Origin of the sequence: Pseudomonas sp. ChxA, assembly GCF_030263855.1 — a bacterium.
Taxonomy (GTDB): Bacteria; Pseudomonadota; Gammaproteobacteria; order Pseudomonadales; family Pseudomonadaceae; genus Aquipseudomonas; species Aquipseudomonas fluorescens_CB.
Window position 1 is genome coordinate 1,418,906 of record NZ_JARPMK010000001.1, and the last position, 21,056, is coordinate 1,439,961.

At 60.7% G+C, this 21,056-nt stretch carries 18 protein-coding genes; 9 read left to right on the top strand and 9 right to left on the bottom strand.

The window, feature by feature from the left end:
* Positions 1–19: 19 nt before the first annotated feature.
* On the bottom strand, positions 20–538 hold the full coding sequence (locus P5706_RS06280; protein WP_200433061.1) for an RNA polymerase sigma factor: 519 nt from the start codon (positions 536–538) through the stop codon (positions 20–22).
* Positions 539–700: 162 nt separating this feature from the next.
* Entirely contained in the window at positions 701–1,702 is a 1,002-nt protein-coding gene (gene gap, locus P5706_RS06285; RefSeq protein ID WP_138814009.1) for a type I glyceraldehyde-3-phosphate dehydrogenase, read from the bottom strand.
* Between the two features lie 221 nt (positions 1,703–1,923).
* Between gap and edd the strand changes: the two genes are divergently transcribed.
* The 4 genes from edd (at position 1,924) to P5706_RS06305 (ending at position 7,049) form a co-directional block, all read left to right on the top strand.
* Positions 1,924–3,750 carry a phosphogluconate dehydratase gene (edd, locus tag P5706_RS06290; protein WP_200433060.1) on the top strand — a complete coding sequence of 609 codons (1,827 nt, stop codon included), beginning with the start codon at positions 1,924–1,926 and terminating at the stop codon, positions 3,748–3,750.
* Positions 3,747–4,703 carry a glucokinase gene (locus P5706_RS06295; RefSeq protein ID WP_285678785.1) on the top strand — a complete coding sequence of 319 codons (957 nt, stop codon included), beginning with the start codon at positions 3,747–3,749 and terminating at the stop codon, positions 4,701–4,703. Before edd ends, P5706_RS06295 begins: the two co-directional genes overlap by 4 nt.
* 152 nt (positions 4,704–4,855) lie before the next feature.
* Complete coding sequence (locus P5706_RS06300; protein ID WP_017139770.1) at positions 4,856–5,590, top strand: response regulator; 735 nt, start codon at positions 4,856–4,858, stop codon at positions 5,588–5,590.
* Between the two features lie 31 nt (positions 5,591–5,621).
* Entirely contained in the window at positions 5,622–7,049 is a 1,428-nt protein-coding gene (locus tag P5706_RS06305; RefSeq protein WP_455929479.1) for an ATP-binding protein, read from the top strand.
* A 137-nt stretch (positions 7,050–7,186) separates the two neighbouring features.
* Here the strand turns inward: P5706_RS06305 and P5706_RS06310 are convergent, their stop codons facing one another.
* On the bottom strand, positions 7,187–8,116 hold the full coding sequence (locus P5706_RS06310) for an AraC family transcriptional regulator (RefSeq protein ID WP_200433056.1): 930 nt from the start codon (positions 8,114–8,116) through the stop codon (positions 7,187–7,189).
* A 328-nt stretch (positions 8,117–8,444) separates the two neighbouring features.
* Here P5706_RS06310 and P5706_RS06315 point away from each other — a divergent pair, with 328 nt between their 5' ends.
* Both P5706_RS06315 and P5706_RS06320 read left to right on the top strand, forming a co-directional pair.
* On the top strand, positions 8,445–8,786 hold the full coding sequence (locus P5706_RS06315; protein WP_065930419.1) for an antibiotic biosynthesis monooxygenase family protein: 342 nt from the start codon (positions 8,445–8,447) through the stop codon (positions 8,784–8,786).
* 41 nt (positions 8,787–8,827) lie between these two features.
* Entirely contained in the window at positions 8,828–9,073 is a 246-nt protein-coding gene (locus P5706_RS06320) for a hypothetical protein (protein WP_285678786.1), read from the top strand.
* A 156-nt stretch (positions 9,074–9,229) separates the two neighbouring features.
* On the opposite strand, the gene P5706_RS06325 is transcribed toward P5706_RS06320, so the two are convergent.
* Positions 9,230–9,850 (bottom strand): flavin reductase family protein, encoded by a 621-nt coding sequence (locus P5706_RS06325; protein ID WP_285678787.1) that lies wholly within the window; start codon positions 9,848–9,850, stop codon positions 9,230–9,232.
* Positions 9,851–10,042: 192 nt separating this feature from the next.
* Between P5706_RS06325 and P5706_RS06330 the strand changes: the two genes are divergently transcribed.
* Positions 10,043–10,798 (top strand): COG4705 family protein, encoded by a 756-nt coding sequence (locus P5706_RS06330; protein ID WP_285678789.1) that lies wholly within the window; start codon positions 10,043–10,045, stop codon positions 10,796–10,798.
* Between the two features lie 115 nt (positions 10,799–10,913).
* Here P5706_RS06330 and P5706_RS06335 read toward each other — a convergent pair whose 3' ends face one another.
* The 4 genes from P5706_RS06335 to P5706_RS06350 all read right to left on the bottom strand — a co-directional run bounded on the left by P5706_RS06335 (position 10,914) and on the right by P5706_RS06350 (position 17,352).
* Positions 10,914–12,233: an MFS transporter gene (locus tag P5706_RS06335; protein WP_285678790.1), complete on the bottom strand. Its 1,320-nt coding sequence runs from the start codon at positions 12,231–12,233 to the stop codon at positions 10,914–10,916.
* Between the two features lie 277 nt (positions 12,234–12,510).
* Positions 12,511–13,836: a two-component system response regulator MifR gene (gene mifR, locus P5706_RS06340; RefSeq protein ID WP_285678792.1), complete on the bottom strand. Its 1,326-nt coding sequence runs from the start codon at positions 13,834–13,836 to the stop codon at positions 12,511–12,513.
* A complete protein-coding gene (locus P5706_RS06345; protein ID WP_200433051.1) occupies positions 13,830–15,596 on the bottom strand; it encodes a sensor histidine kinase in 1,767 nt (588 codons plus the stop codon). Before P5706_RS06345 ends, mifR begins: the two co-directional genes overlap by 7 nt.
* A gap of 232 nt (positions 15,597–15,828) precedes the next feature.
* A complete protein-coding gene (locus P5706_RS06350) occupies positions 15,829–17,352 on the bottom strand; it encodes a fumarate hydratase (RefSeq protein ID WP_010208051.1) in 1,524 nt (507 codons plus the stop codon).
* Between the two features lie 214 nt (positions 17,353–17,566).
* Here P5706_RS06350 and P5706_RS06355 point away from each other — a divergent pair, with 214 nt between their 5' ends.
* Together P5706_RS06355 and P5706_RS06360 are read left to right on the top strand one after the other, a co-directional pair.
* Entirely contained in the window at positions 17,567–18,499 is a 933-nt protein-coding gene (locus P5706_RS06355) for an iron-sulfur-binding ferredoxin reductase (RefSeq protein WP_285678793.1), read from the top strand.
* A gap of 30 nt (positions 18,500–18,529) precedes the next feature.
* Positions 18,530–19,279: an enoyl-CoA hydratase-related protein gene (locus P5706_RS06360; RefSeq protein WP_285678794.1), complete on the top strand. Its 750-nt coding sequence runs from the start codon at positions 18,530–18,532 to the stop codon at positions 19,277–19,279.
* A gap of 161 nt (positions 19,280–19,440) precedes the next feature.
* Here the strand turns inward: P5706_RS06360 and pyk are convergent, their stop codons facing one another.
* A complete protein-coding gene (pyk, locus tag P5706_RS06365) occupies positions 19,441–20,892 on the bottom strand; it encodes a pyruvate kinase (RefSeq protein ID WP_138814023.1) in 1,452 nt (483 codons plus the stop codon).
* Positions 20,893–21,056 lie beyond the last annotated feature (164 nt).

Genomic DNA, 21,056 nt, shown 5'->3' on the forward strand with positions numbered 1-21,056 from the left:
CACTTCTGTCGGGTGAAGCTTAAGGCTGATCCAGCCGTTCGGCCACTCCTACACAGATAGCCATGATCAATTTCAGTTCCTTTTGCACCGTGCTCAAGGACACCTGCAACTGATCGGCGATCTCCTGGTAGCTGCAGCCATGCAGGCGGCTGAGGATGAAAATCTGCTGCTGGCGGGCGCTCAACTGGCCAAGGCTGACGCTCAGGTGTTCGAGCAATTGCTCGGCCTGGGTGGCGTCTTCGGGCGTGCTGATCGGCGCGACGACGCTCTGCAGCACGTCCAATGGCACGTCTTCTTGCAGTGTGCGGGCCTGGATGCGGCGCGAGCGCAGGTGGTCCAGCGCCAGATTGCGCGCGGTTTGGTAGACGAAGGGTTCGAGGTGGTCGATGGGCCGCTCGCTGAGCGCCCGCGTGACGCGCAGGTAGGTTTCCTGCAACAGGTCCTCGGCGGTGCTGTGGTTATTCACCATCCGCTGCAGAGTGCGTAGCAGAATCACCCGTTGGGTGAGAAAGACTTGGTTGAAGCGAGATTGGCTCACAGTGATACCAGACCGGTTTGCAGTTAATGATAATGCTTATCATCAACTCAAATGGCAAGTGGCACTTTGAGATGCTGCGTCGACTCCTGTGGGAGCTGGCTTGTGTGGGAGCTGGCCAGCTCCCACACAAGCCAGTCCACACAATGGAACAACCGGGTCGGCTTACTCGGCGTTGCACAGTGCCAGGCAGTTATCCAGCATACGGTTGGAGAAGCCCCACTCGTTGTCGTACCACGCCAGCACTTTGAGCAACTTGCCACTGACCTTGGTGTGATTGGCATCGAAAATCGACGACAGCGGGTTGTGGTTAAAGTCACTCGAAACCAGCGGCAGGGTGTTGTAGCCGAGGATTTTCGAGTGCTGGCTGGCGTCTTTGAGCAGCGCATTGACCTGCTCGGCCGTGGCCTCTTTTTTCAGTGTCACGGTGAGGTCCACCAACGACACGTTGATTACCGGCACACGCACGGCCATGCCGGTCAGCTTGCCCGCCAGTTCCGGCAGTACCAGGCCGACCGCTTCGGCGGCGCCAGTCTTGCTCGGGATCATGTTCTGGGTAGCCGAACGCGCGCGGTACGGGTCGGTGTGGTACACGTCGGTCAGGTTCTGGTCATTGGTGTAGGCGTGAATCGTGGTCATCAAGCCGCTTTCGATGCCCAGTTCGCGGTGCAGCACCTGAGCCACAGGCGCCAGGCAGTTGGTGGTGCACGAAGCGTTGGAGATGATCTGGTGGGATTGACGCAAAATGTCATGGTTTACCCCGTAAACCACGGTGGCGTCCGCGCCTTTGGCCGGGGCCGAGATGATCACCTTGCGCGCACCGGCGGTAATATGGGCGGCAGCCTTGTCGCGGTCGGTGAACAGACCGGTGCATTCGAACACCACATCGATCTTGTGCGCAGCCCACGGCAGGTCGGCCGGGTTGCGAATCGCACTGACGGCAATCCGGTCACCATTGACGGTCAGGCTTTCCTGATCGTGGGCGACCTCTGCTTCGAAAGTGCCATGCACGGTGTCGTATTTGAGCAGGTGGGCATTGATCGAGCTGTCGCCCAGATCGTTGATGGCGACGATCTGCAAATCCTGGCGATAGCCTTGGGTATACAGTGCGCGCAGGACATTACGGCCGATGCGGCCAAAACCATTGATTGCGATACGAAGAGTCATTGGAAAGTGCCTGTCGTCGATTTGTTGTAAGAATTACAAGATTATTCGCATAAAAATAGAAAACAAGCCTTTTTAGTGGCAATATTTTGTTCAATCTACAACGAGTGACCTGAATCAACTGGTCCGATGATTCAAACGACACCCTGCCATCCCATGAGCTGCGGGCGTTTGATCAGCATAGACTCTCAGGTCGCCACATCCGTTAGCCTGGAGTTCTATACATGCATCCCCGCGTTATTGAGGTCACCGAACGGCTTATCGCCCGCAGCCGTGCAACCCGCGAGGCTTACCTTGCGCTCATTCGCGGCGCGGCCAGCGACGGCCCGATGCGCGGTAAGCTGCAATGCGCCAACTTTGCCCACGGCGTGGCGGGTTGCGGCACTGAAGATAAAAATAGTCTGCGCATGATGAACGCCGCCAACGTGGCAATTGTTTCTTCATATAACGACATGCTCTCGGCGCACCAGCCGTACGAGCATTTCCCTGAACAGATCAAGAAAGCCCTGCGCGAAGTCGGCTCGGTCGGCCAGTTCGCTGGCGGCACCCCCGCCATGTGCGACGGCGTGACCCAAGGCGAGCCTGGCATGGAGCTGAGCCTGCTGAGCCGCGAAGTCATTGCCATGTCGACGGCGGTAGCGCTGTCCCACAACATGTTCGATGCTGCGCTGATGCTGGGCATCTGCGACAAAATCGTGCCGGGCCTGATGATGGGCGCGCTGCGCTACGGCCATCTGCCGATGATCTTCGTACCGGGCGGCCCTATGCCATCGGGCATCTCCAACAAGCAGAAAGCCGACGTGCGCCAGCGTTACGCCGAAGGCAAGGCCACCCGCGAAGAGCTGCTGGAATCGGAGATGAAGTCCTACCACAGCCCCGGCACCTGCACCTTCTACGGCACCGCCAACACCAACCAGTTGCTGATGGAAGTGATGGGCCTGCACCTGCCGGGCGCTTCGTTCGTCAACCCGTACACGCCGCTGCGTGATGCGCTGACCCGCGAAGCCGCGCACCAGGTCACGCGCCTGACCAAGGCCAGCGGCGACTTCACGCCGATTGGTGAGATCGTCGACGAGAAGTCCATCGTCAACTCCATCGTCGCCCTCAATGCGACCGGCGGTTCCACTAACCACACCCTGCACATGCCGGCCATCGCCATGTCGGCGGGCATCATCCTCACCTGGCAGGACATGGCCGACCTCTCCGAGGTGGTGCCGACCCTGTCCCACGTGTATCCAAACGGCAAGGCCGACATCAACCACTTCCAGGCAGCGGGCGGCATGTCGTTCCTGATCCGCGAACTGCTCGAAGCCGGCTTGCTCCATGAGGATGTGAACACTGTGGCGGGCAAGGGCTTGAGCCGCTACACCCAGGAACCGTTCCTGGTCGACGGCGAACTGGTCTGGCGCGAAGGCCCGATCGAAAGCCTCGACGAAACCATCCTGCGCCCCGTAGCCCGTGCGTTCTCGCCCGAAGGCGGCTTGCGCGTGATGGAAGGCAACCTCGGCCGTGGCGTGATGAAGGTCTCGGCCGTGGCGTTGGAGCATCAGATCGTTGAAGCACCGGCGGTGGTGTTCCAGGATCAGCAGGATTTGGCCGATGCGTTCAAGGCCGGCCAGCTGGAAAAAGACTTTGTCGCGGTGATGCGCTTCCAGGGGCCGCGCTCCAACGGTATGCCGGAACTGCACAAGATGACGCCGTTCCTCGGCGTGTTGCAGGACCGTGGCTTCAAAGTCGCGTTGGTAACAGACGGGCGTATGTCCGGCGCCTCGGGTAAGATCCCCGCCGCGATTCACGTCAACCCCGAAGCCCAGAGCGGCGGGCCGCTGGCGCGGGTCAAAGATGGCGATATCATTCGCGTCGATGGCGTGAAGGGCACCTTGGAGCTTAAGGTGGACGCCGAAGAATTTGCAGCGCGCACACCTGCCACGGGCCTGTTGGGCAACAACGTGGGGGCCGGTCGCGAGCTGTTTGCATTTATGCGCTTGGCCGCAAGCTCCGCAGAGCAGGGCGCCAGCGCCTTTACCTGTGCCTTGGAGACGCTTAAGTGAAGCTTGCGCTGGTCGGTGATATCGGTGGTACCAACGCCCGTTTTGCGTTGTGGCGGGATCAGGAACTGCATTCGATCCGCGTGCATGCCACGGCGGATCACCACAGCCCTGAGGAAGCCATCAAGGTTTACCTCAAGGAGGAAGGCCTGGAAATCGGGGACATCGGCGCGGTGTGCCTGTCGGTCGCCGGGCCTGTGAGTGGCGATGAATTTAAATTCACCAACAATCACTGGCGGCTGAGCAAAACTGCGTTTTGCAAAACCTTGCAGGTCGATGAATTGCTGCTGGTCAATGACTTCACGGCCATGGCCCTGGGCATGACGCGGCTCAAACCCGATGAGTTTCGCGTGGTCTGCCAAGGTACGCCGGAGCCGTTGCGCCCAGCCGTGGTGATCGGCCCAGGCACGGGCCTGGGCGTCGGTACCTTGCTGGATTTGGGCGAAGGTCGTTTTGCGGCGCTGCCGGGGGAGGGCGGCCATGTCGACCTGCCGCTGAGTAGCCCGCGTGAAACCCAGTTGTGGCAGCACATCTACAGCGAGATTGGCCACGTCAGCGCCGAGACCGCTTTGAGCGGTGGCGGCCTGCCACGTGTGTACCGCGCCATTTGTGCGGTCGACGGGCACACGCCAGTGCTGGACACGCCCGAAGCCATTACGGCAGCGGGACTGGCCGGCGATCCTGTGGCGATTGAGGTGTTGAACCAGTTCAGTATCTGGCTGGGCCGTGTGGCCGGTAACAACGTGCTGACCACCGGTGGGCGTGGTGGTGTGTACATCGTGGGCGGGGTGATTCCGAGGTTTGCCGACTTCTTTATCAACAGTGGTTTCGCCAAGAGTTTCAGCGACAAAGGCTGCATGAGCGACTACTTCAAAGGCATTCCTGTGTGGTTGGTGACGGCGCCGTATTCCGGGTTGACCGGGGCCGGTGTGGCACTTGAGCAGGCTTTTGCGTAGGGGCTGATGGCCTCATCGCAGGCAAGCCAGCTCCCACAGTTGACCGGGTTCCAACCTTGGAATGCAGTCAACTGTGGGAGCTGGCTTGCCTGCGATAGGGCCTCAAACGCAACAAATGATTTAAGCTTGGCCATAACAACAAGGAGGACCCCGTGAGCGTAATCAGTAAATCGATTCTCCTCGTCGACGACGACCAGGAAATCCGCGAATTGCTGCAGACCTACCTCAGTCGCGCCGGCTTCCAGGTACGTGGCGTACCGGATGGCGCGGGGTTCCGCCAGGCGATGAACGAGGCGCCGTGCGACCTGGTCATCCTCGATGTGATGTTGCCGGACGAAGACGGTTTCAGCCTTTGCCGCTGGATTCGCCAGCACCCGCGCCAAGCGCAGGTGCCGATCATCATGCTGACCGCCAGTTCCGACGAAGCCGACCGTGTGATCGGCCTGGAGCTGGGGGCCGACGACTACATCGGCAAACCCTTCAGCCCTCGCGAGCTGCAAGCGCGGATCAAAGCCTTGTTGCGTCGCGCCCAGTTTGGCCAGGAGCGCACGGGCGGCGGCGATGTTCTGGTGTTCGATGAATGGCGCCTGGACATGATCAGCCATCGCCTGTTTCACGTGGACGGCGAAGAGGTGATCCTCTCTGGCGCCGACTTTGCCCTGCTCAAGCTGTTTCTCGATCACCCACAACAGATTCTCGACCGTGACACTATCGGCAACGCCACCCGTGGCCGCGACCTGATGCCGCTGGACCGTATCGTCGACATGGCCGTGAGCCGCCTGCGCCAACGCCTGCGCGATACCGAAAAACCTCCAAGGCTGATCCGCACCGTGCGTGGCAGCGGTTATCAACTGGCAGCCAGCGTGGTTGCCGGCAATGCCCACTGAGCCGCTGACCGAGCGCCGCCGGCGTTTTCCGGTGCCGCGTTCGCTGCTTGGGCGCATGTTGCTGCTGACCTTGCTTGTGGTGCTGTTTGCCCAGGCGCTGTCCAGCGTGATCTGGGTTTCGCAGCTGCGAGCCACCCAGCTCGAGGGCTTGGTGACCAGCGCGCGCAGCCTGGCGCATTCGATGACGGCCAGCGTCAGTTATTTTCGCTCGCTGCCGGTGGCCTATCGCCCGTTGGTGCTCGACCAACTGCGCAGCATGGGCGGCACGCGGTTTGTGGTGACCCTCAACGACCGCCCATTGGACATGCAGATTCTGCCGCAGACCCCGCGCAAGCAGGCGGTGCTGCAAGCCGTGGACGAAGTGCTGCGCCAGACCCTGGGCAGCGACGTGCATATCTCGGTGGAGTTCGTCAGCGCCGAGGACCTGCGTATTTTCAACGCGGGCCTCAAACTCGATGAACTGCCGCGTTCCTGGGCGCATTACGCCCTGACCCTGGAGCCGGTGAACCCGCCGGTGCTGGTCACGCAAATCCAACTGGCACCCGGCGAATGGTTGTACATTGCCTCGCTGCTGCCCGAGCCCTACACCAGTTTGGAAGAGCAAGGCCTGCCGTCGCAGCAAGTGTGGTTTATCGTACTGACCAGCGGTTTCCTGCTGCTGTTTATCGGCCTGCTGGTGCACTGGCAGAGCCGGCCGCTCAAGCGCCTGGCCCGCGCGGCGCGGGACATGTCCCTGGGCGCCGATGTGGAGCCGGTGGCCGAAGGCGGCGGCAGCGAAGTGGTCGAAGTGGGCCGTGCGTTTAATGCCATGCGCGAACGTATCAGCCGCTACCTCACCGAGCGCAGCCAACTGTTCAGCGCGATTTCCCACGATTTGCGCACGCCAATCACGCGCCTGCGCTTGCGCGTGGAGTTGCTGGAAGACGAAAACCTGCAAGCCAAATTCGGGCGCGACCTGGATGAGCTGGAGTTGCTGGTCAAGGGCGCGCTGCAATGCGTCAAAGACACCGACATCCACGAGAACATCGAGCCGGTCGACCTCAATCACGTGCTCGATTGCCTGGTGGAACCGTACCTGGCGCCGAACGGGAACGGCCGTATCACCCAGCACGGCCGGGCGCTGACCCCCTATCCGGGCAAACCGCTGGCGCTCAAGCGCTGCATCGGCAACTTGATCGACAATGCCTTGAAGTATGGGCAGAACGCGCATTTGTATATTGAGGATGATGGCGTGGAGTTCATCCTGCATGTGGATGACGAAGGCCCGGGCGTGCCGGAGCAGCGTTTGGAGCAAGTGTTTGAGCCGCACTTTCGCCTGGCTGGGCAGCAGCAAGGTTATGGCTTGGGCCTGGGCATCGCGCGCAACATTGCCCACAGCCATGGTGGGGAAGTGAGTTTGCAGAATTTGCGCGAAGGCGGGTTGCGCGTGACCCTCCAGTTGCCCCGAACCCTGGACTGACCAACACCATTGATCAAATGTGGGAGCTGGCTTGCCTGCGATGCAGGCACCCTGTTCTTTCAGTCAGACCGCGGTGATGCTATCGCAGGCAAGCCAGCTCCCACACAAGCCGCTCCCACATTTTGATCCCGGTTGAGTCAGATACTCTGGCGCAGCCGGGCCAGATCCCGCAGCGGCGGTGCCCCGAACAACCGGCTGTATTCCCGGCTGAACTGCGAGGGGCTTTCATACCCCACCCGATACCCCGCCGCCGACGCCTCCAGCCCTTCGGCAATCATCAATCGCCGCGCTTCCTGCAGGCGCAGCTGCTTCTGGTATTGCAGCGGACTCATCGCCGTAATCGCCTTGAAGCGATGGTGCAAGGTCGAAACACTGAGGTTCACTTCCTTGGCCAGGTCGTCTATGCGCAGCGGTTGTTCGAAGTTGCCGTTCAACCATTTGATGGCCTGGCTCACGCGATGGCTCTGACTGTTGGCCACGGCGATTTCATACAGCCGATAACCCTGCGGGCCGCGCAACAACCGATAGAGAATCTCGCGATTGATGAGCGGCGCGAGCATGGCGATGTCTTTGGGTGTGTCCAGCAGGCGCGCCAGGCGTAGCACGGCGTCGAGCAGTTGGTTGTCGATGCGGTCAACGTACATGCCACGCGATGTCGGCCGCGAGGGCACGCCCATCGGGCCCGCCTCGGCGATCAGCGCGGTAAGTTGGGCCGGGTCGATATTGATGCGTACCGACAGGTTGGGGTCTTGCGGCGTGGCGTCGATGATCCGCCCGGCGACCGGCATCGCCACCGAGAACACCAGATAATTAAGCGGGTCGTAGGCAAAGATTTCGTCGGCCAGGCGCACTTCCTTGCTGCCGCTGGCCAGGATGCACAAGGCGGGTTCCACCAACACCGGCATGAAATCGCGGGGCGTGTTGTGGCGGTTCAGATACAGCGAGGTGATTGCCGTGCCGTAGGAGCCATCTTCCCAGGTATGACGGTGAACAATGCTGGCCAGCTCGGCGCGTTGTTTTTCCATCTCTGCATCGAGGGGCATTGGCTTGGTTTCGGGCGACGACATAAGGCGTCCTCTGCTGACTGCATGGGTGGGCCAAGCTTAGCGGCGGCTTTTCAAAAAGTGTTACGTCGATTCTGCACAATCCTTGCCTGATCCTGCGGTAGGGCGTGAATCAGGCAAGTGCAGGGCCTGTCATCTGCCTGAAACACTGAGTATGCGCCTGGAATAAATCCTGGGGGCCAGACGTCTTATCTACGCTTCTCGCAGGATTGTGCAATAAGCCTGCAGGAATCGACTAACTGCGCCCGCCTTCGCGCCGCTATCTTTGATCCTGTGGCAACACGCCCTCACAGTGCTTGCCGAGCATCACTTCTCAACGGGAGAGTCGAACATGTCCACCCCCATTCCCGCGAGCCATATGGCCTTTATCCGTGCCCGTACCGGGTGCAGCACCGAACTCGGTGCACGCTTGAGCAGTTTGATCGAACCGGGCCGTCAGGCTCAGGGCTGTCTGCAATTCTCGTTGCAGCATTCCCAGGTCGACCCCGATGTATGGCTGGTCTCGGGCTTCTGGAGCAGCGAGCAGGCGATGAGCGCCTACTTCAGTTCCCCTGCCTTGATGATCTTTACTGAGCTGTTGAACGACATGGTAGTGCGCAGCATGGACTTCCAGACCTTCACCGACGCATCCGCCGCACACGCTTACGGTGAGTACCTGCAACTGGCCGGTTAGCGGTTAGAATGGCCGACTTTCCATTGGCCAGGACCTGCAACATGGCACGTAAACAATTTGCCCACCACGAAGCCGTTTCCGCCGTAGTACCGGGTGAAGGGGGCTACAGCGCTGCCGTCGCCGTCAAGGCACTCGATGGCATGGGCGTCCCGCAGTTTCACAAGATCCTGGATGGCCAGAAGTTCAAGACCGCCTCTGACGCCGACGATGCAGCGACGCTGCAACTTGAATGTTTGGTTGATGTGGACGAGGAAGGTCAACTGACTTGGGCAACAGCCGCAAACTGAAGCCGAACACTTAATATCGCTCAACAAAAACCTAATGTGGGAGCCGGACTTGCCCGCGATAGCGCAGTGTCAGCCACCTGATCAATTGGCTGTCACGCCCTCATCGCGGGCAAGCCAGGCTCCCACAGGGTTTTGTTGTGTGTGTTGGGCAGTGAATCAGCGCGGGCGATGCATCTTGAACAACGCCTCCGGCCCCAACTGGAAATAATCCGCCGGGCCACCGCCGCGCAAAATCGGCTCAGCGGCCGCCGTGTCGTAAACCCCATCCTTGAGCAGCCACTTGGCAATGTGCACAGCAACCACCTCACCGAGCACCAGCCAGCTCGGCACCAGTTGCTTGTCGGCGCGTTGCAGTTGAATGATCTGCGTCACCTTGCATTCAAACGACACCGGGCTTTCGCCCACCCTTGGCACCGCGACGATTTTCGAGGCCACCGGCGTCAGGCCGGACAACTCGAATTCATTCACGTCTGGTGATACGGCCGCGCAGCTCTGGTTCATCTGCTCGGCCAGCGGGCGCGTCGCCAGGTTCCACACGAACTCGCCGGTCTGTTCGATGTTGTTCAGGCTGTCTTTGCGCCCGACACTGGAAAACCCAATGATCGGCGGGATGTAGTTGAACGCATTGAAAAAACTGTAGGGCGCCAGGTTCAGGCGGCCCTCGCCGTCGTGTGACGAGATCCAGCCAATCGGCCGTGGGCCGACGATGGCATTGAACGGATCATGCGGCAGGCCGTGGCCGTTGGCGGGTTCGTAGAAGTGGATATCGTCGGACATGGGCCAGGGTTCCTGCTGCGCGTTGGAGGAGGCCGTCATAGTGCAATCCAGGGCGATGAATTTCCATCGCGCGTATGGAATTTTCATTGATTGCCCACCTATTTTTCACAGCCCCGCGTTCAGTCTGCGCGCCAGGTCGGCACCCCTTTAAGTCGGCCGATTGAAAGACTGAGCTTCGGAGCCTTCTCGCACATGAACAAACTTCCTCAGATCACCCTGGCGTTCTGGGTCATGAAAATCTGCGCAACGACCCTGGGCGAAACCGCCGGGGATTTGCTCTCGATGACCCTTAACGTCGGCTACGCCATCAGCTCGATGATCCTGATCAGCGTGTTTCTCGTCACGCTGCTGACACAGCTCTGGTCGAAAACCTACAACCCGGTGCTGTACTGGATCGTGATCCTGTCCACCAGCACGGCCGGCACCACCATGTCGGACTTTATGGACCGTACGTTGGGCCTGGGCTATGCGGCAGGGTCGATGATCCTGATTGTGATCCTGATGATCATCTTTGCACTGTGGCGCTTGAGCGGCGACTCGCTGAACGTGAACAAGGTCCAGACCTTTCGCGGTGAGCTGTTTTACTGGATGGCGATTCTGTTTTCCAACACCTTGGGCACCGCGTTGGGCGACTTCCTGGCGGACGATTCGGGTTTGGGCTTTGCCGGTGGCGCCTTGCTGATCGGCTCGGCGATTGCGGTGGTGGTCGCACTCAAATACTTCACACAGATTTCGTCGGTGTTGTTGTTCTGGGTGGCGTTTGTACTGACCCGCCCGTTTGGTGCGACCCTGGGCGATTTTCTGACCAAACCCCCTGAAAAGGGCGGGCTGGATTTCGGCACCGTTGGCTCATCGGCGGTGCTGGCAGCAGTGCTGGTGGTGATGATTGCCGGGGCGGCATATGCGCAGCGTCGGTATGGGCGTAGCGCAATAGCGGACGTTTCCTGACACCAAGTGTGGAGCTGGCTTGCCCGCGATAGCGGAATGTCAGCCACTGAATCAAGGACTGATAAACCGCCATCGCAGGCAAGCCAGCTCCCACATTTTTTACCGCGCTAAACCCTTAGTCGGTGGTGATGCGTGAGTGTTTACGGGTGTCTTTCATGGTCACGTAAACCACCAGCGACACCGCGATACACGCGGTCACATACCAGTAGTAACCCGTCTCCATGCCGATGTTCTTGAACCACAGCGCAATCACTTCAGCCGTACCGCCGAAGATCGACACGGTCAGCGCATACGGCAGGCCCACGCCCAGCGCACGGATCTCGGTTGGGAACAGTTCAGCTTTCACCACCGCGTTGATCGAGGTATAGCCACTGACAATGATCAGCGCCGCCATGATCAGGAAGAACGCACCCCACCAGCTTTGGACGGTGTGCAGGGTGGTGAGGATCGGCACGGTAAACAGCGTGCCGAGGATGCCGAAGGCGATCAGGATCGGCCGGCGGCCAACCTTGTCCGACAGCCCGCCAACCAGCGGTTGCAGGCACATGAACAGGAACAGTGTGGCGGCAGAAATGGTGGTGGAATCGGAGATGCTCATGCCGACCGTGTTCACCAGGTATTTCTGCATGTAGGTGGTGTAGGTGTAGAAGGCCAGTGTGCCGCCCATGGTCAGACCGACCACGGTCATCACTTCCTTGGGGTGACGCATCAAGGTGCGCATCGCGCTTTCCTTGGCTTTTTCCTTCTTGGTGAACGACTCGGTTTCTTCCATGCCGCGACGCAGGAACAACGCGACCACTGCGCACAGCGCGCCGATGGCGAACGGGATGCGCCAGCCCCAGGCATACAGCTGCTCGGTGGTCAGGGTTTGTTGCAACACGATCAATACGGCAAGGGCGATGAGCTGCCCGGAGATCAGCGTCACGTACTGGAAGCTGGAGAAGAACCCGCGACGCTCTTTGGTCGCCATCTCACTCAGGTAAGTGGCCGAGGTGCCGTACTCGCCACCGACCGACAGGCCCTGCAGCAAACGTGCAAACACCAGCAGGATTGGCGCGCCGATACCGATGGTGTCGTAGCCCGGCGTCAGCGCGATCAGCAGCGAGCCGAAGCACATCAGCAATACCGAGAACATCAGCGCAGCCTTGCGCCCTTTGTAGTCGGCATACAGGCCCATCAGCCAGCCACCGATCGGGCGCATGATAAAGCCCACGGCAAAGATCGCAGCGGTGTTCATCAACTGAGCGGTTGAGTCACCGGCGGGGAAGAAGGTCTTGGCGAAGTACAGCGAGAAGGCCGCGTAGACGTACCAGTCGTACCACTCGACCATGTTGCCGACGGAGCCACTGAAGATCGATTTGATGCGGCTGGAAGTGGTGCGCTCTTTAGCCGGCGCAGCCGCCGACCCCAGAGGCAGGGCGTTGGAGTTATCCATTGAAGGATCCTTCATCTAGTTGTTTTTATGAAGCCGCACGAACGCAGCCTGGTTGTGGCTATAGCAGGAGCTGTGCCAAACAGATAAAGGCCCGGAATAGAAGGGTTACAAGATTTTTTTGAGCGGAAAGTCGCTGATGGTTTTGCGGTGGTGAGCGGAAATCCGCTTATGGCAGCTGACGTCATCGCAGGCAAGCCAGCTCCCACACGAACGCGCATTCCAACTGTGGGAGCTGGCTTGCCTGCGATGGCGCCTTCGAAAGCGCCATCGAAAATAACTACAGAAACATCTCCCGCACCAACCCATGCCGCTGCATCTTTTCATTCAAGGTGCGACGCGGCAGTTGCAGTTCGGCCAGCACCGCCTTGATATCGCCTTTGTGCCGCGTCAACGCAGCCTTGAGGCAATGCGCTTCGAAAGCTTCCTGCTGCGCCGCCAGGGATTGCCCGGCCTCGATGCCTTCCGGCTCCGGTTCACCCAGGCCCAACACTTGGCGCTCGGCGACGTTGGCCAGCTCGCGCACATTGCCCGGCCAGTCATGGCTGAGCAGGCGCCCCAGTTGCGCGCCGCTCAACGGTTCGACGCTGCGGCCCAGGCGCTCGCCAGCACTTTGGGCAAAGTGGTCGAACAATAGCGGAATATCTTCACGACGCTCGCGCAACGGCGGCAGGCGCAGTTGCGCGACGTTCAAACGGTAAGCCAGGTCTTCGCGAAAACGCCCGGCGCGGGCCTCTTCGAGCAAGTCGGGCTTGGTAGCGGCAATGATGCGCAAGTCCACATGGATACTTTGGTTGGAACCCAGGCGCTCCAGCTTCTGTTCCTGCAATACCCGCAGCAGTTTGACTTGCTGGGCCAGCGGCATGCTTTCGATTTCATCCAGGAACAACGTGCCGCCGTGGGCATATTCCAGCTTGCCGATGCGTTTGCCCTGGGCGCCGGTGAACGCGCCGCTTTCGTGGCCAAACAGCTCGGCTTCAAACAGCTGCTCGGGGATCGCCGCGCAGTTGAGCGCGACAAAGGGCTTTTTGGCCCGTGGGCCAAAATCATGCAGGCAGCGGGCGACCAATTCCTTGCCGCTGCCGGTTTCGCCACGAATCAGCACATTGACCGGCAAGCTGGCCAGGTCCAGCACCTGGCGGCGCAGGGTCTGTAAACCCCGCGACACGCCCAAAAGGCTCGATTCCAACTGCGCTCGATGGTCGGCCTGTTGATGCAGGCGACGGTTTTCCAGGATCAACCCGCGTTTGTCCAAGGCGCGGCGCAGGCTGTTGAGCAGTGCGTCCGGGCTGAAGGGCTTTTCCAGAAAGTCGTAGGCACCGTCACGCATGGCTTCCACGGCCATCGGCACGTCGCCGTGGCCGGTGAGTAAGATCACCGGCAAGTCGGCGTCACGCCGCTGCACTTCGGCCAGCAGCTCAAGGCCGCTGAGGCCGGGCATGCGCACGTCGCTCAAAATGACGCCAGGAAAGTCTTTGGGCAGATGTGCCAGGCATTCTTCAGCGCGGCTGAACAGCTGCACTTCAAAACCCGATAGGCTCAACCACTGTTCGACGGCGGTGCGAATACTCGCCTCGTCATCCACCACAATCACCGCGTTCAACATAGGTCGGGCGTCTCCAGCGCGATAGGCAAGGTCAAGGTGAATACCGCGCCGTCGCCACGGTTGCCGGCGAGCAGGCGCCCGCCCAGTTCATGCACGATGGCATAGGACACGGCCAACCCCAAGCCAAGCCCGTCGCCCACAGGCTTGGTGGTGAAGAAGGGATCGAACACGTTGTTCAAATGGGCTTCGGCAATCCCGCCACCGCTGTCGCTGACGGTCAGTTGCCACAGTTGCTGGTCGGCGTGCAGGCGGATTTCCAGGCGTTTACGCGGTTTGTCGGCCATGGCGTCCAGCGCATTGCGTAGCAGGTTGATCAGCACTTGTTCCAGGCGGATCGCGTCACCGCGTACCCAGGCGGGGCGGCTCAGGTCCAGCACCACACCAATGGCTTCGTCGCGCAGGCGGGCGTCGAGCAGGTGCAAGGATTGGTCGACCACCGTGGCCAAGTCCAGCCGTTCACGCAGGCCGCTGGGGCTCTTGCGGGCGAAGGTTTTAAGGTGGCCGGTGAGCGCCGCCATGCGCGTGAGCATGTCGTCCAGCGGGGTGAGCGCTTTATAGGCATCGTCCACGCGGCCGTGATCGAGCAGCAGGCGCAAGGTCGCCAATTGCATGCGTTGGGTGGTCAGCGGCTGATTGATCTCATGGGCGAGGGCGGCGGACATTTGGCCCAACGCCGCCAGCTTGGCTGACTGCACCAGGCCATCCTGCGCGGTGCGCAGCGCCTGTGTGCGTTCTTCGACAAGCTGTTCCAGCTCTTCGCGGCTGCGCTGGCGCAAACGGGCCAGGCGCCAGCGTTGGTTCAGGAACAGCACCAGAAACACCAGCGCCAGCCATGAACCGGCGGCGGCAAGGCCGGCATTACGTTGATCTTCAAACGCGAACTGCGGTTTGCGCAGCAGGTGCAAGGTCCAGCCTTCGGCCTTGAGCGGCAGGGACTCCCAGATGTAATTGGCGTTGCCGTCGGGGCCGTTGACACGCATCAGGTGGCTGTTTTCGTCAAAGCGCTGCAGCGTCTGCGTACCCAGCGGCTGCAGCTGTTTCTTGTCGTATTGGCGAGTCGCCTTGAGTTCGGCAAGGTCACTGGCCGACAAAGGGCGCAAGTTACGGTAACGCCAGCCTGGCTGATTGGCGATAAACACGATGCCCCGCGCATCGCTGACCAGCAGCAGGTCGTTGCCCTGAGCCCATTCGCGCTCAAGTTCGGGGAACTCCAGCTTCACCACCATGGCGCCGAGGAACTGTTCGTGCTCATCGACCACGGCGCTGGAGAGGAAATAACCCGGAATACCGGTGGTCACCCCTACCGCATAAAAACGCCCGGTGCCCTGGCTCAAGGTCTGGCTGAAATAGGGGCGAAACGCGTAGTTGTGCCCGACATAACTGCTGGGCAGGTTCCAGTTGCTGGCGGCCACGGCCAGGCCGTTACGGTCCATCAGTTCGAGGGTGGAAGACTGTGCGGCGCCGTTGATGCGTTCCAGCTTGCGGTTGAGCAGGTCCTGGGTGGCGGTGTCCAGCGGGGCTTTGAGGGCGCTGATCATTTCCGAATCCAGCGCCAGTACGGCGGGCAGGGCGCGGTAACGTTCGATCAGGGTGTGCAAGGAATTGGCATACAGCGCCAGTTGCTGATTGGCGCGAGCGGCGTCATCCACCAAGGCCTGGCGTTCTGCATGGCGGGTGGCCAAGGCGGCGGCCAGCACGGCGCCGGCGATGATCAACAGCGAGTAGAAAGTCAGGCGCAGAGGGCGAGGGATCACGATCATACGGTGATGAACAGGCACGGTAAGGGCGAGCACCATAGCATGAGCCGCCGCAAACTTGTGGCAAGTGGAATTTCTGTGGGAGCTGGCTTGCCTGCGATGGTTTCACCTGGGTTTAACTGAAAAACCGCGGTGCGGCCATCGCAGGCAAGTCAGCTCCCACCTGAGCGCGGACACAATAAAAAAGGCGACTGGGGCATTAGCCGCAGTCGCCTTTTTCCTTGCGGGGAAGTGCTTACTGCACTTCTACCGCCAGGCTTTCACTGATCTTTTTCTGCCAGATGGCAGGACCGGTGATGTGTACGGATTCGCCCTTGCTGTCCACCGCAACGGTGACCGGCATGTCTTTGACGTCGAACTCGTAGATCGCTTCCATGCCCAACTCGGCGAAGGCAACAACGCGCGACTTCTTGATGGCTTGTGCCACCAGGTAAGCAGCGCCGCCCACGGCCATCAGGTACACGGCCTTGTGGTCCTTGATCGCTTCGATCGCAGTCGGGCCGCGCTCGGATTTGCCGATCATGCCCAACAGGCCGGTTTGCTCGAGGATCTGACGGGTGAACTTGTCCATCCGCGTGGCCGTGGTCGGGCCAGCCGGGCCAACCACTTCTTCGCGCACCGGATCAACCGGGCCGACGTAGTAGATAAAGCGACCCTTGAGGTCTACCGGCAGGGTTTCGCCCTTGTTGAGCATCTCGACCATGCGCTTGTGCGCAGCGTCGCGGCCGGTAAGCATCTTGCCGTTGAGCAACACGGTTTCGCCCGGTTTCCAGCTTTGTACTTCTTCCGGGGTCAGGGTGTCGAGGTTGACGCGGCGGGCCGACGGGCCGGCTTCCCAGACGATTTCCGGGTAGGCGTCCAGCGGTGGTGCTTCCAGCGACGCCGGGCCTGAACCATCGAGCACAAAGTGTGCGTGACGGGTGGCAGCGCAGTTGGGGATCATGCACACCGGCAGCGAGGCTGCGTGGGTCGGGTAGTCCATGATTTTCACGTCGAGCACGGTGGTCAGGCCACCCAGGCCCTGGGCGCCGATGCCCAGTTGGTTGACCTTCTCGAACAGCTCCAGACGCATCTCTTCGATACGGTTCTGCGGGCCGCGCTTTTTCAGCTCGTGGATGTCGATGGATTCCATCAACACTTCCTTGGCCATTACCGCAGCTTTCTCGGCGGTGCCGCCGATGCCGATGCCGAGCATGCCCGGTGGGCACCAGCCGGCGCCCATGGTCGGAACGGTCTTGAGCACCCAGTCGACGATCGAGTCGGACGGGTTGAGCATGGCCATTTTCGACTTGTTCTCGGAGCCGCCGCCTTTAGCCGCCACGTCCACTTCCACGGTGTTACCCGGGACGATGGAGTAGTGGATCACCGCCGGGGTGTTGTCCTTGGTGTTTTTACGCGCGCCTGCCGGGTCGGCCAGGATGGAGGCGCGCAGAACGTTTTCCGGCAGGTTGTAGGCGCGACGCACGCCTTCGTTGATCATGTCGTCCAGGCCCATGGTGGCGCCGTCCCAACGCACGTCCATGCCCACGCGCACGAACACGGTGACGATACCGGTGTCCTGGCAGATCGGGCGATGGCCGGTGGCGCACATGCGCGAGTTGATCAGGATCTGGGCGATGGAGTCACGGGCTGCCGGCGATTCTTCGCGCAGGTAGGCTTCGTGCATGGCCTGGATGAAATCAACGGGGTGGTAATAGGAAATGAATTGCAGGGCGTCGGCAACGCTCTGAATCAGGTCGTCTTGCTTGATCACGGTCATGAGTCGCGCTCCTCTATAAGGGAACATTCAATAAAGGTGGCTTCAGTGTTGCATCGGTCGGCTGAAACCACCTTTCCAAGGCACGCCAATGGTGCAGGCGCGACGCTAAAAAGGCGCGGCAGTATAACCCGACGCGGTGGCCGATACACCCGACTATGGTCAAACTGTCGCAGGCATGATTCCCTGTGCGGGTCCCTTCTGATTGAGCCTTTATATGCCTGAACTGCACGTCGGCGAACGCCACTGGTCGGTAGCCACCGGCAGCAACCTGCTGGATGCCTTGAACCAGGCGGGTGTGGCCGTGCCTTACAGTTGCCGGGCGGGCAGTTGCCATGCGTGCCTGGTGCGTTGCCGTGGTGAGGTGGGTGATAAGCAGCCTGATGCCCTGAGCCCGGCGCAGCGTCAGGACGGTTGGCGTCTGGCCTGCCAATGTGAAGTTGTCGCAGATTTACAGGTTGAAGCATTTGACCCGCTGCATGATGGTTTGCCCGCGCAAGTGGTAGGCGTCGACTGGTTGAACCCCGAGGTACTGCGCCTGCGTCTGCAACCCGAACGTGGCCTGCGCTATCGCGCCGGGCAACATCTGGTGCTGTGGGCAGGGCAAGTAGCGCGCCCGTATTCGTTGGCCAGCTTGCCCCAGGAAGACCCGTTTCTGGAGTTTCACCTCGACTGCCGCCTGCCGGGCGAATTCAGCGATATTGCCCGGCAGCTACAGGTGGGCGACAGCCTGCGCCTCGGCGAATTACGCGGTGGGGCACTGCAATACGATCCTGACTGGCAGTCGCGGCCACTTTGGCTGCTGGCGTCGGGCACCGGCCTCGGGCCGTTATGGGGCGTGCTGCGCGAGGCGCTACGCCAGGATCACCAAGGCGCCATCCGCGTGATTCACCTGGCCCATGATGCCGATGGGCATTATCTGGCCGAACCCTTGGCGCAATTGGCTGCGCAGCACGCGAACCTGACTGTGCAGCTGTGGACGGCGGCTGAGTCGGCCCAGGCATTGGCGCAACTGCGGCTTGTTTCGCGGCAAACTCTGGCCTTACTCTGCGGGCACCCCGCCAATGTTGAAGCGTTTTCCAAACGCCTGTTCCTGGCGGGGTTGCCGCGCAATCAACTGCTGGCCGATGTGTTCCTGCCGCGTGGTTGAGCGCTGACTTTTCCAGCCGCGAGATTCGCCATGACCGACGCCATCCTGCTGCAACGCGAAGGTGGGCTGCTGACCCTGCAGCTCAATCGCCCTGACAAGAAAAATGCCCTGACCCGCGCCATGTATACGCAACTGGCCGAGGCGCTGGAGCAGGCTGATGCGGACTCAGGCATCCGTGCGGTGCTGATCCAGGGCAGCAATGCGTGTTTTACCGCCGGCAACGACATCGCCGACTTCCTCGAACAGCCGCCCAGTGATCTGGACAGCCCACCATTCCACTTCATGAAAAGCCTGCTCAACTGCCGTAAACCGGTGATCGCGGCAGTGGCGGGTGCGGCGGTTGGTATCGGTACGACCCTGTTGCTGCATTGCGACCTGGTGTATATCAGCCGCGATGCACGCTTGCGCATGCCTTTCGTCAACCTGGGGCTGTGCCCGGAATTTGGCTCCAGCCTGATCCTGCCTCGGCTGTTGGGGCATGCGAAAGCGGCTGAATTGTTGCTATTGGGCGAAGGCTTTACCGGCGAGCAGGCGGCGGCGTGGGGGATTGCGACTGAGGCGATGGGTAGCGGTGAAGCGGCGCTGGCCAAGGCTCGGGAGGTTGCGCAGCGTTTTGAAAGCCTGGCGCCGGGAGCGGTGCAGGTCAGCAAACAGTTGATGAAAAGTGTCGACCGTGAACAGTTGCGGCAGGTGATCGAGGAAGAGGGGGCTCTGTTTGTGCAGCGTTTGAAGTCGCCGGAGGCGATTGCGGCGTTGTCGGGGTTTATCACCCGGCGCTGATGACGCTATCGCAGGCAAGCCAGCTCCCACATTGGAATGCGGTCACGTGTGGGAGCAGGCTTGCCTGCGATGAGGCCCTTTGATTCCACACATTCCCAGGCCTTTAAATACAAAAAGCCCCGCCATTCACATGGCAGGGCTTTTGTTTTTCAGCGTGTCACTCAGAACTGCGGGTCGCCCACGTGCAGGATCTTCATGCCATTGGTGCCACCGGTGGTGTGGTAGCTGTCGCCCTTGGTCAGGATGACCCAGTCGCCTTTCTCTACGACGCCACGCTTGACCAGTTCGTCGATCGCCTTCTGGCTCACTTCGTTAGGGGCCAACGAAGCTGGATCGAACGGAATGGTGTAAACGCCACGGAACAATGCCGCACGGGCCTGGGCTTCGCGGTGTGGAGTGAACGCGTAGATCGGTACCGACGAACGGATACGCGACATGATCAACGGGGTGTAGCCACTTTCGGTCAGGGCAATGATCGCCTTGACGCCCGGGAAGTGGTTGGCGGTGTACATGGCAGCCAGGGCGATGCTCTGGTCGCAGCTTTCGAACACTTTGCCGATACGGTGGCTGGAGGTCTTGCTGGTCGGGTGCTTTTCGGCACCGACGCAGATACGCGCCATGGCCTGTACGGCTTCCAGCGGGTAAGGGCCGGCAGCGCTTTCAGCCGAGAGCATCACCGCGTCGGTGTAGTCGAGTACGGCGTTGGCCACGTCGGACACTTCGGCACGGGTCGGCATCGGGTTCTGGATCATCGACTCCATCATCTGGGTCGCCACGATCACGGCCTTGTTGTGGCGGCGTGCGTGCAGGATGATCTTCTTCTGGATACCGATCAGCTCGGCGTCACCGATTTCCACGCCCAGGTCGCCACGGGCAACCATCACGGCGTCGGATGCATTGATCAGGGCGTCGAGGGTTTCGTCATCGGCCACGGCTTCGGCGCGTTCGATCTTCGCTACCAGCCAGGCGGTGCCGCCGGCTTCGTCGCGCAGTTTACGGGCGTATTCCATGTCGGCGGCGTCGCGCGGGAAGGACACGGCGAGGTAGTCCACTTCCATTTCGGCGGCGAGCTTGATGTCGGCCTTGTCTTTTTCAGTCAGGGCTGGCGCCGTCAGGCCACCGCCGCGACGGTTGATGCCTTTGTGATCGGACAGCGGGCCACCGATGATCACGGTGCAGTTCAGCTCTGTCGAGGAGGCCGTGTCGACGCGCATGACTACGCGGCCGTCATCCAGCAGCAGTTCGTCGCCGACGCCGCAGTCCTTGACCAGGTCCGGGTAGTCGATACCGACGACTTCCTGGTTGCCTTCGGTCAGCGAGTGGCTGGTGGAGAAGGTGAACTTGTCACCGATCTTCAGCTCAATGCGCTTGTTGGCGAATTTGGCGATACGGATTTTCGGGCCTTGCAGGTCACCCAGCAGTGCCACGAAGCGGCCGTGCTTGGCGGCCAGGTCACGCACCAGCTTGGCGCGAGCCTTGTGCTCGTCCGGGGTGCCGTGGGAGAAGTTCAGACGGGCAACGTCCAAACCAGCCAGAATCAGCTGTTCGAGGACTTCCGGCGAGTTACTGGCCGGGCCAAGGGTGGCGACGATTTTGGTACGACGGACGGACATGCACAGACTCCTGAGTTCAAGCGCTGGGGAAGGCTACTATGCTCTTTGGTTGTAGTCATTGTTCGTTTGCACTACTTATCGAAGATTCGCTTGTTTTCGCTCCAATTGAATAGATGAACACCCTTGAAGATTTTTGACGCGGGGTCGATACACTGCACAAGACA